Source organism: Pedobacter kyonggii, assembly GCF_004310665.1.
Lineage (GTDB): Bacteria > Bacteroidota > Bacteroidia > Sphingobacteriales > Sphingobacteriaceae > Pedobacter > Pedobacter kyonggii.
In genome coordinates, this window is the sequence record NZ_SIXF01000024.1 from 70,348 (window position 1) to 87,808 (window position 17,461).

Sequence of the window (17,461 nt, forward strand, 5' to 3'; positions counted from 1 at the left end):
ATATCAAAATAGATATGAAAAAGATAATTTATTCAGCAATTTTAATCGCTACCATTTTAGGCGGTTCGGGCTGTAAAAAAGAATTTCTTCAAACTCAACCGACTGATAGAGTAGATAACACTGCTATATTTTTAACAACTGCTAATGCAAGTGTTGCTTTGAATGGTATTTATCGTTATATGTTCGAAAGAACGACTGCAACAACAAGTAATGTTCAAGGTAAACCAGGTGTTGGCGGTATTCTATTAGGAATCGACTTTATGGGGGAAGATTTACATCAGGCGGCAGCTACATGGTTTACTTCAACAGGCGAAGGCAATTATTTGGCAGCTCGTACAGATAACGCAGGTAGTAACGAATATTATTACAGGACATTTTTTAGAATGATTGGTAATGCCAATTACATCATCGATAATATCGACGCTGCAGAAGGTACAGCGGCAGAAAAAGCAAGAATAAAAGCTGAAGCTTTAACGCTTAGAGCTTATTCTTATTCTTATTTGGTGCAATTTTACGGAACTAGGTATAATGCAGCAGCAAAGCCAAATAATCAGCTAGCGGTTCCACTTCCGTTGAAATCTACCGATACAAAAATGCCGAGGGTAAGTGTTGAACAAGTATACACCGCAATCGTTTCAGATTTAGACGCTGCAATTGCATTAAACGTAACAACTGTTCCTAACAAAACACATGCTGGAGTATGGGTATCTAAAGGTTTAAGAGCCAGGGTGGCCTTAACTATGCAAGATTATCCAACTGCAATCAAATACGCAAAAGAAGTAATTGATGGTAATTCATTTCCATTAATGAGTCAAGCAGATTACCAAACAGGTTTTAATAATATTGCCTTATCAGAATATATGTGGGGTGCAAACCCAACAACAGAGCAAGGTGATACTTTCGGATCTTTTTATGCTCAGATTGCTTATAATGCAAATACAAGTTATCAGCGTGGCACGCCGAAGATGATAAACTCTGCATTGTACGATCAGATTTCTGCTACAGATGTGAGAAAAAAAATGTGGGAGCCTGCACCAAATGCAACTAACTTTCCGCTGCCTCTTGCTACATTTGCTAGAAGACCATATATGACTAGAAAATTCTCTGTTAAAGCAGTCGGAGATCCATCTTTGGGCGATGTGCCTTGGATGAGAAGTGCTGAAATGCATTTAATTTTAGCAGAAGCTTATGCTAGAAGTAGTCAAGATGCATTGGCTCAGACAGCTTTATTCACTTTTGTCTCTAAAAGAGATTTAAGCGCAGTTAAATCTACTCAAACTGGCACAGCATTAATCGATGAAATTATGGTTAACCGCAGAACCGAACTTTGGGGAGAAGGTTTTAGATATTTAGATCTGAAACGTTTAAATCAGGGATTAAATAGAACTGTTGTTCCAAATTATGTTGCTACTTCTGTGGCTAACGTTATGGAAATCCCTGCTGGTGATCCAAGATTCTTGTTTCTTATACCACGTGCGGAATTAAACGCCAACCCAAATATTGGTCCGCAGAATCCATAATAAAAAGATAATTTAATTTTTGAAGGAGGCTTATAAAAGCCTCCTTTTTTTTTTAATAAGTTTATGGAATGTCTAATGTTTTTTGAGGTGCAATGCATAATGAGCTACAAATGCTCCCTAACCGTATGGAGGTTGATGTGCAACAAAACCTCTAAATAGATAATCTTCAATTCCTAAAGCTGATGTAAAAAGTGTTTTTTACGCATCTATCACAAAATTATTGGGAATACTAACAGCTCTATCTCAAGGTGTTTGTAGTTTTAACGGAAAATACTTAAGAGAGGAGTTATTCAAAAGGCTGAAGATAGCACAGTGGCTATTAATTAAGGAGAACTTTACAAGTATTCAGTTCTATTTAAAAGTTATTGTGGTTTTTATTGTGAAAAGCTGTTAATTTCTTTAGATTATTTAATTTCCTTCTGAATTTAGTATAATTTTAACTGTATTTTTATTGTAAGTTATTTATAGGGTGTTTTTTTTGTAGAAAATAGTGGATTATTATTCTATAAAGTTTGTATCCAGGAATATTTAGTGATATATTGGGGTGTTATTAACTAAACTAAAAATTTTTTATGAAAAAACTTCTACGGAGTTCGTCCGTATGGCTGTTATTTGCAAACTCCGCAATAACATACGATCGAACTATTGCAAAAACCCCTATTATGCGGGATGACTCATCACCCTTTTTTGATTTATGTGTTAAATGAAATTACAATTGATAGAACCACATCAGTTGTAGATTACGGTAACATATTTTATTCATTCAATTAACAATATTATTTCTTTTAACTTTTAAAAAAAAGGTTTTTAATCGCAAGAAGCTAATCGCTTCTATGCAAGTGCATTGGTTTTTATTGAACAATACAAATTTAAAATTGTAAAATTTGCATTACAAAATACTAAATCATATATTGAACTATTATTAACTAAACTAAATTATTTTTATGAAAAAACTTCTACAAAGTTTGTTCATATTGCTATTTATTGCCACCTCAGCAATAGCGCAAGATCGAACAATCACTGGAACAGTTACGGCTCAAGAGGATGGATTGCCCCTACCTGGCGTAAGTGTAAAAATCAAAGGTGCAACTGGCGGAACCACATCAGGTGCAGATGGTAGGTACTCACTTAAAGTTAACAACAAAGCAACCGTACTAGAATTCTCGTATATCGGTTTCTTAAGCCAAACAAAAGCTATTGGTGGTAGTAATGTGGTTAACGTACAGCTACAGAGCGATTCTAAAACATTATCTGATGTAGTAGTAACAGGTTATACCACGCAATCAAAAAGAGATGTTACAGGGTCAATAGCAAGTGTAAGTGGAGAAAAGCTTAAAAACCTGCCTGTTCAGAGTTTCGAGCAGGCACTTGCAGGTAAAGCGGCGGGTGTAAACATTATTCAGCCAAACGGAGTTTTAAATAATCCTCCTGTTTTCAGGGTGCGTGGTTTTAACTCTATCTCTTTAAGTTCTTATCCATTAATTATTGTTGATGGTATACCTGTATTTACAGGCGATCAATCGGCTAACAGTGCTGCAGGTAATGCATTGGGCGACATCAATCCTGCTGATATCGAATCGATCGATATCTTAAAAGATGCGGCATCATCTGCAATTTATGGTTCTAGAGCAGCCAATGGTGTTGTTGTAATTACTACAAAAAAAGGAAAGCAGGGCAGTACTAAAATTAACTATGAAGGATGGGTAGGTTCTACAAAGGCTCAGAATCTTACACCTTTATTAAATGCGGCCGAATATGTTCAGATCAAAAACGAGGCAAGAACAAATATTGGCCAGACTCCAGCGTTCTTTCTACAAACAAAATCAGATGGATCTCAGGTAGAAACCAATTGGTATGACTATGCTTATAGAACGGCAACCTCTCAAAACCATGCCTTAAACTTTTCAGGAGCAAACGAAAAAACATCATATTATGTTTCGCTTGGTTATAGCAATCAACAGGGCTTTATTTTGGGGAATTCATTCGAAAGAAAAAATGGCAGGGTAAATTTGGACCATAAGTTATTTAAGAATGTAACTATCGGAACTAATTTTTCTTACAGCAATACCATGAACCGTGCTCCAAACACAGGTTCGCTTCCTGGGCAAACCTTTTCAACTGTAGGTTTGGGTAGGTTAGCTATTGTGTTGCCTCCTAACGTTGCCGCTTATAATGAAGATGGATCTTATAACATGAATGGAAATGCTGTTGGTTTAGGTGCGAATACAATTGCTTCGAATTATCCAAATGCTGCAGTTCTGGTAAATGAAGATAAAAATACATCAGAAAGTGATCGGATTATTGCTAATGTTTATGCCTCTATTCAATTGGTTAAAGGATTGAGTTTTAAAACCACTTATGGATTAGATAATTTAAAAATTGACAATAACGCTTTTGTAAACCGTTTACAGGGCGATGGTGTTGCTTATAATGGTGGTGCTACCAGTAGTTTTGTTAAGAATGCCAGGTGGAACTGGTCTAATACCCTAAACTATACAAACACCTTTGGCGACCATAGTTTAGGTGCTTTAATTGGTGCTGAAGATCAACAAACAAGATCGGATGGTTACGGCGCTACCAGACAAAACGTAATTGATCCTTTTATTAAAGTATACCAGGGAGCCTTTGGTATTATTACCCCATCAGGATTAGTACAAGGCGATAATTCATTCCGGTCTTACTTCGGAAGTTTAAGCTACGACTATAAGAAAAAATATTACTTATCTGGTTCATTCAGAAGAGATGGCTATTCTGGCTTATCAGCAGGTAATAAGTATGGTAACTTTGGAGGTGCTTCAGCAGGTTGGGCAATCTCTGAAGAGGGTTTTTATAAAAACTCTGGCTTAAGCAAAGTATTAACCCGTATTAAATTACGTGGTAGTTATGGCGAGGTTGGTAATATTAATATTGGTAATTACCCATCTCTATTTTTGTATAATCCAGGTTTATATGGATCTGATGCAGCATTATCATTCTCTCAGGCAGGTAATCCTGAGCTTCGATGGGAAACTAGTAAAAAGGCCGATGTTGGTGTTAATTTAGAGTTTTTGGATGGTAGATTCTCATTAGAAGTTGATTATTATCATAATAATATCGATAATCTGGTTCAAAATGCTCCTCAGGCACCTTCAAAAGGTGTTCCAGGCAACGCTATTACAACAAATGTTGGTAAGATGTATAATAAAGGATTTGAGTTTACTGTAAATTCAAGGAACATCGATACTGATGATTTTACGTGGTCAAGCACCTTTACGTTTAGTACACTAAAAAATGAAGTTACCGCTTTAGGTAATAATAATGCAGATCTTTTTGGTGCCACCTCTTTAGAAACGGCAAATATTACTCGAGTTGGTTATCCAATCGGATCAATTTATACGGTACAAACAGCTGGTGTTGATCCGGCAACCGGAGAACGAATTTTTATCAATAGAAATGGCGAGAAACTGAGATTCAGTTTCCAAAGAGCAACAGCTGCCCGTTATCAATACCTTGACGGCCCTAAGGCAGGCCAAAATGCACCCGCAATTGATGCCGCGCTTGATGCTGTAATTAACGGCCCATCAATTCCGAAATGGTTTGGCGGTCTTGATAACAATTTCCGTTATAAAAACTTCGATCTTACCTTGGGTTTAACTTTCTCTGGCGGTAATAAAATTTATTATGGATCATTAGCAGGTCTTCGCGATCAACGTTTTTGGAACAATGAAGCAGGTATGATGAATAGGTGGACTACCCCCGGACAGGTAACAGATATTCCTCGTGTGGTTTATGGAGATAATACTTCAAATGGATCGGCTTTTGCGCAATCTCAAAATGTTTTCTCCGGTAATTTCTTAAAAGTTAGAAACTTAGCTTTGGGTTATACACTGCCAAAAACACTTTTAAGTAAATATGGCGTTTCGAACATCAGGATATATGCTCAATCTAGTAACCTTTGGATTATATCAGATTATCCGGGACCAGATCCGGAGGTTTCTGTAAACGGAAACTCTACAGCAACCGGTAATAGTGGTAACCTTGCTCCTGGGGTAGATAGAAACTCTGTGCCATCAGGCAGAACATTTACTTTTGGTATTAATGTTGGATTTTAAAAATTAGAGATCATGAAAATTAAAATAAATAATAAAGTAAAATATCTTTTTCTTGTCGCACCATTTTTCTTTGCAACATCATGTAAAAAGAATTTCTTAGATGCCGCACCCGACACATCCTTACCTATTGAAGATGCCTTTTCAAATCCTTCAAGAATTTTATCTCAGGTTAATGGTGTATATGCAGGCGTAAAAAATGGTCAGTTTTATGGAGGAAGATATTTAATTTATAACGATATCCGCGGAGAGGACTTTGTTGTAAACAAACCGAACGGGGTAACAGGTTTAGATACCTGGAGGTTCAATTTAACTTCGAACACCAATGAGGTTGTTAATTTGTGGGGTGCAGTTTACGCTGCGGTAAACAGGGCTAATTTAGTTATTGAAGGCGTAAATGCCAATGCATCTTTACTTAGCCCGGCGGTAGCAAAACAATATATTGCAGAAGCCAAATTTTTGCGTGCCTTGTGCTATTATAGCCTCTTGCAATTATATGCTAAACCCTATGTAACCGATGCCGGTGCTAGTTTGGGCGTGCCGCTGAGACTTAGAGGCGAAAAGGATTTAACAGGTAACGATTTAAAAAGAAGTACAGTAGCAGAAGTTTATACGCAAATTTTAAAAGACCTAAACGAAGCCGAGCCAGATTTAGCTCTGACTTTAACTGCAACCAGGGCATCTAGAAATACAGCAATCGCATTTAAAACACGGGTATATCTCTCAATGGGCAATTTGCCTGCTGTAGTAACTGAAGCAAATAAGATTGTTAGTGTAACAGCTCCATTTCAAGCTACAACAGGTGCTCCTTTGAAGTTAGAAAGTAATGTTACTACGCTATTTGGCGGTACTTATACAGGTAATGCAACAGCTACTGAAGTTGCATTAACTTTGCCTATGGCCGATCTTGATGCCCCTGGCACACAAAATCAATTGGCATATTACTATAATGTTACGCCGAATGGAGCTGGTGGTAACGAAGAGTATTTCTTAAACCCTACAGGGATTTTTGGAAATGCAGCTTTTGCAGCCGCTTCAACTGATGCCAGAAAAGGTTTAACAACTGTTTCGGGCGCTAATACTTATTTAACCAAGTTTAAGCGACCATCTCCATATACAGATTACATTCCGGTAATTAGATATGCAGAAGTTCTATTGAACTTAGCCGAAGCGACGGTGGTGACTGATCCTGTAAGGTCTATCGCATTGCTAACTGCGGTTAGACAGCGCTCTAATCCAGGTTATGTATTTCCGGCAGCAGATTTATTACCAGCAAATCTTAAAAATACTATTCTTACAGAAAGAAGGATAGAATTATTAGGCGAGGGATTAAGATCTCCAGATGTAATGCGACTAGGAGCAGGTTTCGTGGCGAAAAGTGGATCTCAAGGTACCGCTCCTGCAATTCCATTTAATACCGCAGGTTATATCTGGCCAATATCGGCTAATGAGGTTCAAAACAATAAATTGATTGTTCAGAATTAGATTTATGCCTTAACAAGAAAGCCTAGCGAAGAATTTCTTCACTAGGCTTTCTTGTTTTATTTAGTAACCGCTTATTTCTTATCCACACTATACTTACCCGGCCCAATAAAAATCAGTCCGAAAAATACAATACCCAATTCTATTGCATGACTGGCACCGCCTAATCCATCTCCTTTACCAAAATGAACCAGTGCTGCAATAATCATCGTAAAGATTAATAATATTAGTGCCGGACGGAAAAATAATCCTACAATTAGCAGGAAACCTCCAAAGGTTTCGGTAGCGGCTGCCATAAAGCCCCAAAATATAGGTAAAAAGTCTATGCCTATTACTTTCATACTTCCCCCTAAACCAGTCCAGCCGTTTGGGCCGCCCGCAAGTTTCGGGAAACCATGAATAATAAACATTGCGCCTAAACCAATGCGTAGCAACAACAAGCCTGTATTGCGGTATTTTCCTAAATTGTCTAAAATTGCCATCTTATAAATATTTAAATTGAACGTTATTTGTTTCTATTTTTAAGTTTACCTCAGCACCTAAAACCATACTGAGGTTGTTATCGATATGTCCAGTTGGAAAATTAAAGCAGACTGGAAAATCATAGTCCTTAACAATATCCCAAATTACCTCATCGGCCGTTTGCCCGAAAGAAATCTTTTCTTCTTCTATTTCATTAAAGGCACCAATAATCAAACCCTTTAAGACTTTTAGCTTACCCGCTCTTTTCAGCATACGCAACATGCGGTCTATACAGTATTCTTGCTCGCCAACATCTTCCAAAAAGAGAATTTTACCGGTAAAATCCATTTCCGAAACCGAGCCCTGTAACATGGTAAGCAAAGTTAAATTGCCTCCAATCAAAACCCCGGTCGCCTCTCCTGCCCGATTTTCAAACGTACTTTGGTAAGAATAGGTCGGTTTCTCACCAAATAAAGCCTGCTGTAAAGAAATTAAAGCTTCTGCGGTAGATTCATCAAAAGTATAGGGCATTTGCGCGTGCATGCACTGGGTATTACATTGCGCAATAAGGTGCGACAATAGTACGGTAATATCGCTGAAACCCACAAACCATTTAGGGTTCTTGTTAAATTCTGTAAAGTCAAGGTCATCAATAATCCTGATGGTACCATAACCGCCACGGCCCGAAATAATCGCTTTTATAGATGGATCGTCTAAAAAACGCTGAATATCTTTGGTTCTTAACGCATCAGTTCCTGCAAACTGGTGGTGACTGGCGTATACACTTTCGCCAACAATAACCTCCAAACCCCAGCTTTCTAATCGTGCTATGGCATGGTCTATTGGTTTAGGTAATTTCTTTGCCGGACATACCAGGGCAATCTTATCTCCTTTTTTTAAATACGGGGGCTGCTTAATCATCTTCAAAACACTTATCTTTGCCAAATTAATAAAAATTGTTTTGGATAATAGTAAAATAAAAAGATATACCGTAACTGCAGCGCTTCCATATACCAATGGACCAGTTCATATTGGGCACCTGGCTGGTGTTTACATCCCTGCAGATATTTACGCCCGTTATTTAAGGTCGAATAAACGTGATGTAAAGTTCATCTGTGGATCTGACGAAAATGGTGTACCCATTACTTTAAAAGCCAAAAGAGAAGGAATTACGCCTCAGGAAGTGGTAGATAAGTACCACAAGATTATTGGCGATTCTTTTAAAGAATTCGGCGTATCTTTCGATATCTATCACCGTACCTCATCGCTTACCCATCACCAAACCGCTGCCGATTTCTTCGAAACCCTTTACAATAAAGGTGTTTTTACCGAAGAGGTTACTGAGCAATATTACGATGCCACGGCAAAACAATTTTTAGCCGATCGTTACATTACCGGTACCTGCCCAAAATGTGGGAATGAAAATGCTTATGGCGATCAGTGCGAAAACTGTGGCTCTACCCTTAATGCAACTGATTTAATCAATCCCAAATCGACCCTATCTGGAGATAAACCAATTTTAAAGGAAACTAAAAACTGGTTTCTGCCACTGGATAAGTATGAAGACCGTTTACGTACCTATATCGAAAGCCATAAAGAATGGCGCCCAAATGTATACGGCCAATGCCAAAGCTGGTTAAATGCAGGTTTACAGCCAAGAGCTATGACCAGAGATTTAGATTGGGGCGTTCGTGTTCCGCTTCGCGATGCCGAAGGTAAAGTGCTTTATGTATGGTTCGATGCACCTATCGGATATATTTCTGCAACCAAAGAGCTTTGTAACTATGCCAAGCTCGATGTTTGGAACCCTAAAGCCGAAGAATATTATATCAGCAGTTACGAAAACGATAAATGTGGTTGGGAAGAATACTGGAAAAGCGACGAAACCAAATTGGTTCACTTTATCGGTAAAGATAACATTGTTTTCCACTGCATTATTTTCCCTGCAATGTTAATGGCGCATGGCGAATATACCTTGGCCGATAATGTACCGGCAAACGAATTTTTAAACTTAGAAGGCCAAAAAATATCAACTTCCAAGAACTGGGCGGTTTGGCTAAACGAATATTTAAAGGAGTTTGAAGGCAAACAAGATGTATTGCGTTATGTATTAACCGCAACCGCTCCCGAGACCAAGGATAATGATTTTACCTGGAAAGATTTTCAGGCGAGAAACAATAATGAATTGGTGGCCATCCTGGGTAACTTCGTAAACAGGGTTGTGGTACTTACGCATAAATACTTTGGTGGTTCAGTACCTACCTGTATGGAAATTACTGAGGTAGATCAGGCTGTTATTGATGAACTGGCTGTGTACCCGGCTAAAATCTCTGCGTCTATCGAGAATTACCGCTTTAGAGAGGCCTTATCAGAAGTAATGAATGTTGCCCGTTTAGGAAATAAATACCTGGCCGAAACCGAGCCGTGGAAATTGATTAAAACGGATGAGGACCGGGTAAGAACGATATTGAATATTGCGCTTCAAATTGCCGCCAATATTCAGATCCTGATTGAACCTTTCTTGCCATTTACAGCAGAAAAGTTAATGAAGATGCTTCAGAATGGTGGCCATGATTGGGATGATGCAGGTACAGTAAGCTTGTTAAAACGTGGCCACGAAATTGGCGAAGCTGTGCTATTATTTGATAAAATTGAAGATGCAGAGATCGACTTCCAGATTGAGAAACTAAACCAAAGCAAAGCCAGTAACGCCGCCAGTAATGTAGTTGCTGTTCCGGCAAAAGAGAATATCCAGTTTGACGATTTCTCGGCAATGGATATCCGTGTAGCCACCATTGTTGCTGCAGAAAAGGTAGAGAAAACAAAAAAACTGTTAAAATTAACGGTAAATACAGGTATTGATGAAAGAACTGTGGTTTCGGGCATCGCAGAATATTATAAGCCTGAAGATATTGTTGGTAAACAGGTAAGTATGATCGTAAACCTTGCTCCACGCGAAATCAAAGGGATTTTATCACAGGGAATGATCCTAATGGCCGAAAATACCGAAGGCAAGCTCACTTTTGTGGCACCTATAGAAAAATTCCCAGAGGGTAGTGTAATTAGGTAGTGTTTGCCTGCATTAAAATATAAAGCCATTTGATTAATTTCAAATGGCTTTTTTTATTGCTTACCCTATGCAATAATCCTAAGGTGCGTCTGTTGTAATTGATTTTTTATGTTTTTAAAGACAATTATCCTAAGATAAATGCTTGTTAAAATGAATTCTCTTGCGACAAAACTTTTGTTATATTTGCGCAACAAATGGTCCCGTAGTTCAACGGATAGAATAGAAGTTTCCTAAACTTTAGATATGAGTTCGATTCTCGTCGGGACCACTTCCTTGGATTCAAACCAGAACATTGTCGCGCAAATCGTTGATTTTCAAGACTTTGTTTTGGTTTTTATAACGCATTAAGACTCGTTTTTGACCATTCTGAATGGTTAATTTTAGTGAGTCGAAAATTGACTATTCTTTGTAAAACACTGTGAGTCAGTAAATTGAATGAAATATCAAAACCAGAATTATTCCGAAATGTTCGGGTGCTGGATTATTTTGTAAGATATTGATTTACAGCTCGTTCGGCTGACGAACATCTTGATGACTCACTGGCTCAAATGTACATTTGTTTAATTTTAAATGTATCATTATGAGTTACAATTTTCATCTTTTATTCTATCTGAAAAGACCAAAAAATTTTATCAAGGGCGAGATGATGCCCATCTATTTACGGATTACCGTGAAGGGAAAACATTCGGAATATTCTGTCGGCAGAGAAATTATTCCCAGCTTCTGGTCGGCGCTTAAAGGAAAAGGTACCGGCCTGCGCGAGGAGATCCGGGAACTTAATGATTATCTGGACATGCTGGCCTCAAAAGTTCGAAGGTTTCATACCTCTCTTGTTGAGAAGGAAGATGAGGTGACAGCGGTGATTTTACGGGATCATCTTACCGGTAAGAATACGTCTAACCATAGTCTGCTGAGAGTTTATCAGAAGCATAATGACAATATGGAAAAACTGATTGGTAAAGGATACAGTTATAGCACGTTTCAAACCTATCAAAGTTCCATCAGACATGTTAAACAATTTCTTCAGCTCAAATATGAGGTTCAGGACATTAACGTTAAAAAGGTGGATTTTAAATTTATCACCGATTATGAGCTATTTCTTAGAATAGATCGAGGAAATAATGCAATGTCTGCCCGGAAATATATTGTTCACCTGAAAAAAATCATGCTGTATTGCCTGGGTGCCGGGTGGATTGTTGGTAATCCATTTTTAAATTATCGCAATACTGCTAAAGCTAAGGCAAGGACTTTTTTAAATGTGGAAGAGTTGGATAGGATCAAAAACAGGGAATTTCCACTTGAGCGATTAAACATCGTTCGTGACATTTTTATTTTCAGTTGCTACACAGGCCTTTCCTATATAGATGTGAAGCAGCTTCGCCCGGATCAGATTACAAAGGGTGATGACGGTAATTTATGGATATTCATCAAACGGCAGAAAACGGAAACACCCTGTCACATCCCTTTGTTGGATGAGGCGAAAGTAATTCTTGAAAGGTATAAGAATCACAGGATATGCCGATGGAGAAAAGTGGCGTTGCCGGTGCTCACCAACCAGAGGGTGAATGGGTATCTGAAAGAGATCGCCGATCTTTGTACAATTACTAAAGTACTCACTTACCATCTGGCTCGTCATACCTTTGCGACGACTATTACGCTTTCAAATGGCGTTCCGATTGAGACCGTATCCCAGATGCTTGGGCATAACAGCTTGAAAACAACGCAGCATTATGCGAAGGTGATCGATACAAAAGTTAGTACTGAGATGTCTGCATTACAGGAGAAACTTCTGGAACGGAATAAGGAAGAAGAGGATACTGGCGATATGAAAGTTATGAAGCTCTTTAGGTAAAGATGAAATAGCTGTAAATGGATAATATTATGCTCATTTCCGTGATTATTGAGTATAATATTATCCATTTAATTTTAGTATTTCTTCTTTGATAGCACACGATGTCCAAAATTATTTGGGTATATATGGATATATACGCGGGTGTGCTTTCGGAATTTGATTTATATCATCTTGTTTTAAAAAATTACATATTTCTTTGACAGAAAGAAGCAAGCTAGAATTATTAAATCTTAAATATATCTGTTAATTCTATTCATTTTATATCATCGCATACTATGTAATAAGGTACTCGGATATTGCCAGTATTGTATCGACGCTAGTGAGATAATTTTACACAAGGGTTTAAAAAATAAATAATTATGATACTAATAGTATTACTTTTTATGTTTTTTTAAACTGGTACAGAGATGTCTGCATTAAAGGAGAAACTTCTAGAAGGGAATAAAGAGGATGATGGTGTGAAAGTTATGAAGCTTTTTAGATAGATTGTTAGCTATGTAGCAGTTATAGGGTTTGAAGATTGAAGCAATGTTATTTAGATTCCTTATTCATCTTAGTTTGGCAAAATCATTAAAATATAATTTATAGTGTAACCTTGCTAGGGGACATTTTGCCCGTCATTGATGGGCTATGAGTTATCGCTTTACATCATTTTATTTTTGTTTATTGGGCAAAAAAAAATATTATAAAGTGTCACAAATATTTCATGAATTTGTGACAAAATAATTCATTTTAACGTTAGTTAATTGTCATACAATCAGGTAGTTAACAAGGTGATTAGGGGTAAGCGCGAAAAGATATTTTTTCCAACCGACTTTTCTTGCATTGATACTACTGATGTGATTAGGAGCATCCTACACAGGCTTCAAAGGGATCATGTAGAATGTAATATCTGATATGAAATGATTTTTAATTAAATGTTATATGATTATTCCGAACAAATGGTGGCACAATTAACTAAGAGATTTTAGCCTTTTATTTCAAAAAAAGTTATAACTATAATTTTAATAGGTTCGCTTGAATAAGCGTTAGTATTTCATCGAAATCAGGCTGCCCTAAGTAATAAAGTCCTGATGTTCCGCTATATCGGTTCCTAAAATCTTCCCTTATTTTCTCGTCAGTTAAAAGGAAAGCCTGCTTTTCCACTAATGGAGTATCAAGATCGACCTCCGGGAACCAGTGCGATTTATGGTCCTGATATTCTCTTGTTGAAATAAACTGCTGGATATCATCTCTCTGTAAAAGCTTATAGACATCATAATATTGCCGCATAAAATTGACCTTTGGCCCACCACGACCCACAGTTTGTTCTCCACGGAACTTGGTTACGATTGTCTGGAGTTTTTCCACTAATGTATAGCCGGGATGGTAGCACGCGATATTTAAAGCCCTATTGTCAAGCACATCAAGACCAGCTTCCAATGCTCTATCGTACATCCATGAACTAATATCAACATTTTGGTTAGGGGTAACCTTTGCAAAGCCGACCTCAAGCAATATGCCATCCTTAATTCCTGGCACAGAACCAAAATAGCCATTGTATTTCAACCGAATACCACCGTTCCTTCCCTTTTCGTCATCGAATTCGATGTCGCGCTCTGGCTGAATACCGTCTATAACAATATTGTCCGACAGCCAATCAAAGAACTTCATCCTATTTTCTACGGTATTCTTACCAGTTGATTTCGGATTTTCATTTACCTGAATGCCCGTCTGGTCAAAAAATGCCCGTGGCGGGATGATATGCAAGTCAATGTCTTCTGAGAAGCGGTCAATGATCTTAAAGCCCTTCGATAGAGAGGTCCCCCCCTTAAGCTCAAAACCGAGTCCCAGGTTTTTCATGCCATAAAGTACGTGCATGATCCAATAGTCCTTTTCTATCAACGCATCAAGTATACTAGTCTCAGCTGACAATGTACTAATCAGGCTTTTAAAATCCTTTCGCTGGTGAAGAAACTTACTGCTCATATAACTTAGGTAATTACTTAGTTCGTTGCTAATAATTTTCTTGTTTTTGGGTTTCCATATTTTTCAGCGGCATATCCTAAAGACTGCTGATCCAAGCTCCTCGCTGTTTTCAATGCCTTTTCAAGTACCTTGGGCTGATCCTCAGCAAGTGAATCCAAATTATTGATTAGGTCAATCACCAAAAATTCCTTGGTAGGCTTGGTTGGAAAAGCAGACTTTTTTTTAAAGGTGAACAATTTGTTACCCAATTTAATATCTCCGCTGCGCAGGTGGTTGTAAACAATCTGTTTGTTATACAACTGTGTCGTCCCCAGGCCCAACGCATTAAAATAATTGAAAGAAGTAATCAGAAAGTTGGTATTGTCCAAGAATTTCTTGATGAGCATATCATCCGCCGGTGGCTCAAAACCAAATGCATTTTTCTTCGGAAAGTGATATAGCCCAGGGCCAACTCTTTTCAAAGTCCCCTCACCTGTAAGTTCCGAAAGATGCCTGTCTATTGATTTTGACCACTTTTGCAGTTCATCCCTTTTGTATATCACCCCTTTTTTAAGATGACTCTTTAATTCCTCTAATTTTGGCATAACAAATACTTTCGGTTACAAATATATGGATTATTAAAGTATTTGCATGATTTTTGACGAAATTTCATTCAATAATCAGCTCTAAAAAAATCAAATTGAAAAGAGCTTTTGCTTCTACTATCTTTTTACATGCATCTAAATATAAGCACATATTCAAGTTGAAAAATTTTACATCTCTATATTCCCAGTTTGAGTTCGTCATGGAAGCGCCATTGATAAATCTGTTTTTATGCACAATTTGTGTTCGAGCCGCTCTTTTTATCCATGAACTTTTAAAAGAACTGTCAGGTAAATATAATAAGGGCATTGCCCAAGTAGTCTTGCGATGGTTCATTCAAAGAGAGGTCAGTGCTATTCAAAAATCAGTAAATAAAAGATTAAGGAAATTTTAACCTATTTGACTTCGTACTATCCGCCGATGATATGGTAGCCATCAAATCATTAGATATAGGACTTATTCAAAAAACATACGTATTGCCACAATAGATAAATTTATGCAAATCTGGCTATAGAATTCGCAACTGTTCGTCTAGAAATTACAGGCGTTGGTCTAGTGGTTCCCTACGCTGGTATATTACGGGATTTTTGCCTGAAACGTTTGATGGACAGCTGCGTCTCAATAACAAACAATAGCAAAAAACTCAAATATAAACGATATGAAAACTTTAGCAAAAACAATATTCGCAGCAGCATTAACAGCAGTAGTATTAACTTCATCAACGGTGGCAACTTTTGCCGCTGAGCCAGTTAAAGCAGAAATAAAAACTTCTTCATTATCAAAATTCAACAGGATTTGGGTGAGCGGGAATGTGAAAATCGTCTTAACCCAAGGTGACAAGCAAAATGTAGAGGGTGCGAGCAACTATGATGCTGCAAAAACCTCGGTATCAACTGATGGAAAAACCTTGTTTATCAATTCATTGGAAACAAGTCAGGTAACACTGAATATTACCGTAAAAGATTTGGAAAGAATTGAAGCTTATGGTCAATCAGTTGTGGTAACCAGCAATAATTTCGATGTAAAATACCTACAGTTATTTTTAGGACAAAGTGCTACAGCTAAGATCAAAACTACAGCAGGCAGTTTATATACTATCGTTAAGGATGATGCGGTGTTAAAATTAAATGGTACTGCTGGTGAAAGTACAATGATTGCAAGCAATATGAAAAATGTAAAATTAGCTGACTTTGTCAGTATTAAATCAGAATCATATGCTTCTGAAGCGATCATGGAAGCAGAGCAAAATGCAATGGTTTTAGCAAAATAAAAAATATCAATCAAATAAGTTGAAGCTACCCATTGGGTGGCTTTTTTTGGTAAGAAAAATTCTTATTTGGAAATTACTATTAATTCTTAAATATGTTACCCTGTGCCATCCTATTGCAGCAAGCTCAGGAAAATGGATTCGTTTTTTTGGTAATAGAATTTTTCTATGTACTAGGCTATTTAATACATATGTATGTTTATCGTTTTCAATTAGATGATTCGAAAGTAAAACAGTATAGTCATTGGAGATGCTAACGAGTCCACGAACAAAAGCATGGTGTAAATTTGGGCGGAAAGCTATAGCATTACTTTATCACTAGGATTGACTCATTGCCTGTGTTAAAGCAAGAGATTTTCCATGATTAAAAAATCGAAGTACTGGCATCATAGCTGACAACTTTAATTTTACTCCATCCCCCAGGTTGTTTACTAATTTGAACTTGAGTGCCAATTTGGTCTTTTAGCGCTTCAACATGAGAGATGATACCAATTGTTTTTCCTTTAGATTGTAAATTCTCTAAAGCAGAAATTGCGACATCTAACGTATCTGCGTCCAATGTTCCAAATCCTTCATCTATAAATAAAGAGTTGATTTGAATTTTACGGCTTGCTAAATCTGAAAGACCTAACGCTAAGGCTAAACTTACTAAGAAACTTTCACCGCCTGATAATGTAGCCATTGGGTGTGTATTTCATCGAAAGTGGTTCTTCCCCAATTTTGGTGGTCAATCCGGTGCTAACACCAGTCTTTTCCTGAGTAAATCGAAGCTTGCCCTTCCGTACATTTGACGTTTAATAGTCTTCAGTTTGTTAACATTGCCTTCGACTGGACCATTGCTCCAATGTAGATTAATAGCATTTTCAATGGRTTGAAGATCAGACAATAACCCTGTGGCGAAACTTTTCAACTCTCCAATAACCGAATGGTTAGCTTCTATAATCCACGCCTTCAATTCACTGCCTGTCTTAGTTTCAATCAATCCTCGGAATTTTTTTACCAATGACATCGTACGTTTTAATTCAGCTGATGATTGGCATAATCTGGATATAAGCTTTTTTTGTGTGCTGCTAATTTTACTTTCAGGAGCTAAAAATGCCATGGCGGCGGCTGAGGGCTTAAAGAAAGAACCTGCATGCTGTGGGAGTCTTGTTTGCCTTGCCTTTTTTC

General features: G+C 37.5%; 12 protein-coding genes and 1 tRNA gene. 7 read left to right on the forward strand and 6 right to left on the reverse strand.

Annotation, left to right across the window (positions count from 1 at the left end; genetic code table 11):
* Positions 1 to 14 precede the first annotated feature (14 nt).
* The 3 genes from EYS08_RS19345 (at position 15) to EYS08_RS19355 (ending at position 7,093) form a co-directional block, all read left to right on the forward strand.
* Positions 15 to 1,520 (forward strand): RagB/SusD family nutrient uptake outer membrane protein, encoded by a 1,506-nt coding sequence (locus EYS08_RS19345; protein ID WP_131031657.1) that lies wholly within the window; start codon positions 15 to 17, stop codon positions 1,518 to 1,520.
* Positions 1,521 to 2,464: 944 nt separating this feature from the next.
* Entirely contained in the window at positions 2,465 to 5,611 is a 3,147-nt protein-coding gene (locus tag EYS08_RS19350) for a SusC/RagA family TonB-linked outer membrane protein (RefSeq protein WP_131031658.1), read from the forward strand.
* 12 nt (positions 5,612 to 5,623) lie between these two features.
* The gene (locus EYS08_RS19355) at positions 5,624 to 7,093 is read left to right on the forward strand and encodes a RagB/SusD family nutrient uptake outer membrane protein (RefSeq protein ID WP_131031659.1); all 1,470 of its coding nucleotides are present in this window, start codon (positions 5,624 to 5,626) and stop codon (positions 7,091 to 7,093) included.
* Positions 7,094 to 7,164: 71 nt separating this feature from the next.
* On the opposite strand, the gene EYS08_RS19360 is transcribed toward EYS08_RS19355, so the two are convergent.
* Together EYS08_RS19360 and EYS08_RS19365 are read right to left on the reverse strand one after the other, a co-directional pair.
* Positions 7,165 to 7,572, reverse strand: a complete 408-nt coding sequence (locus EYS08_RS19360) for a DoxX family protein (RefSeq protein WP_057930915.1) — start codon at positions 7,570 to 7,572, stop codon at positions 7,165 to 7,167.
* 1 nt (position 7,573) lies between these two features.
* On the reverse strand, positions 7,574 to 8,473 hold the full coding sequence (locus tag EYS08_RS19365) for a S66 peptidase family protein (RefSeq protein WP_131031660.1): 900 nt from the start codon (positions 8,471 to 8,473) through the stop codon (positions 7,574 to 7,576).
* Positions 8,474 to 8,513: 40 nt separating this feature from the next.
* Between EYS08_RS19365 and metG the strand changes: the two genes are divergently transcribed.
* The 3 genes from metG to EYS08_RS19380 all read left to right on the forward strand — a co-directional run bounded on the left by metG (position 8,514) and on the right by EYS08_RS19380 (position 12,474).
* Positions 8,514 to 10,622: a methionine--tRNA ligase gene (gene metG, locus EYS08_RS19370; RefSeq protein ID WP_131031661.1), complete on the forward strand. Its 2,109-nt coding sequence runs from the start codon at positions 8,514 to 8,516 to the stop codon at positions 10,620 to 10,622.
* A gap of 196 nt (positions 10,623 to 10,818) precedes the next feature.
* Positions 10,819 to 10,890: transfer RNA gene (locus tag EYS08_RS19375), tRNA-Arg, on the forward strand.
* 312 nt (positions 10,891 to 11,202) lie between these two features.
* The gene (locus EYS08_RS19380; RefSeq protein ID WP_131031662.1) at positions 11,203 to 12,474 is read left to right on the forward strand and encodes a site-specific integrase; all 1,272 of its coding nucleotides are present in this window, start codon (positions 11,203 to 11,205) and stop codon (positions 12,472 to 12,474) included.
* A gap of 996 nt (positions 12,475 to 13,470) precedes the next feature.
* Here EYS08_RS19380 and EYS08_RS19385 read toward each other — a convergent pair.
* Positions 13,471 to 14,442, reverse strand: coding sequence for a nucleotidyl transferase AbiEii/AbiGii toxin family protein (locus EYS08_RS19385; protein WP_131031663.1), 972 nt, complete (start codon positions 14,440 to 14,442; stop codon positions 13,471 to 13,473).
* Positions 14,443 to 14,459: 17 nt separating this feature from the next.
* The gene (locus EYS08_RS19390) at positions 14,460 to 15,026 is read right to left on the reverse strand and encodes a DUF6088 family protein (RefSeq protein WP_131031664.1); all 567 of its coding nucleotides are present in this window, start codon (positions 15,024 to 15,026) and stop codon (positions 14,460 to 14,462) included.
* A gap of 656 nt (positions 15,027 to 15,682) precedes the next feature.
* Between EYS08_RS19390 and EYS08_RS19395 the strand changes: the two genes are divergently transcribed.
* Positions 15,683 to 16,294, forward strand: coding sequence for a GIN domain-containing protein (locus EYS08_RS19395; RefSeq protein ID WP_131031665.1), 612 nt, complete (start codon positions 15,683 to 15,685; stop codon positions 16,292 to 16,294).
* A gap of 361 nt (positions 16,295 to 16,655) precedes the next feature.
* On the opposite strand, the gene EYS08_RS19400 is transcribed toward EYS08_RS19395, so the two are convergent.
* Positions 16,656 to 16,973, reverse strand: coding sequence for an SbcC/MukB-like Walker B domain-containing protein (locus tag EYS08_RS19400; protein WP_131031666.1), 318 nt, complete (start codon positions 16,971 to 16,973; stop codon positions 16,656 to 16,658).
* A 45-nt stretch (positions 16,974 to 17,018) separates the two neighbouring features.
* The coding region (locus tag EYS08_RS19405) for a transposase (protein ID WP_208745911.1) at positions 17,019 to 17,461 on the reverse strand (443 nt) is incomplete at its 5' end.